Here is a 489-nt window from a genome sequence, read left to right as displayed (position 1 = left end):
ATAACGAGCGTTACCGCGAACAGCGCGAGGCCGAGCGCGAACATGGAGTTGTACGGGAGCGTGCCGCCGGTGAGGTCGCCGCCGGTGATCTGGACCATCGCGACGGTGATCGTCATCCCGGACTGGAGGAGCACGTCGGCGGGGTTGACGAACGGAATCCCGAACAGCGCCTGTTGGACCTCGGGCATCCGCGCCTGCGCGCCCATCGCAACGACGACGATCATCGTCTCGCCGATGGCGCGGGAGACGGCGAGGATGTACGAGGAGGCGATCCCGGAGATCGACGCCGGGACGACGATGCCCGTCGACACCTCGAACTTGGTCGCGCCGAGCCCGTAGCCGGCCTGGCGCAGTTCGTCCGGCACCGCGCTCATGGCGTCCTCGGAGATCGACGACACCATCGGGATCGTCATGATCCCGACCATGATCGACGCCGCGAGCGCGTTGAACGTGCTCATCTCCGGGAACAGCGTCGCCTTCAGCGCGGGC

Annotated in this window: 1 protein-coding gene; it reads right to left on the bottom strand. The window is 67.3% G+C overall.

Annotated elements, in window-relative coordinates:
• On the bottom strand, positions 1-489 hold a 489-nt coding region (locus EXE42_RS16780), incomplete at both ends, for a PstC family ABC transporter permease (protein ID WP_137707041.1).

The sequence above is a fragment of the Halorubrum sp. SP3 genome (genome assembly GCF_005435195.1).
GTDB lineage: Archaea > Halobacteriota > Halobacteria > Halobacteriales > Haloferacaceae > Halorubrum > Halorubrum sodomense.
Note: the sequence above shows the minus strand (reverse complement) of the source record. Positions and strands in the feature narration are given on the sequence as shown.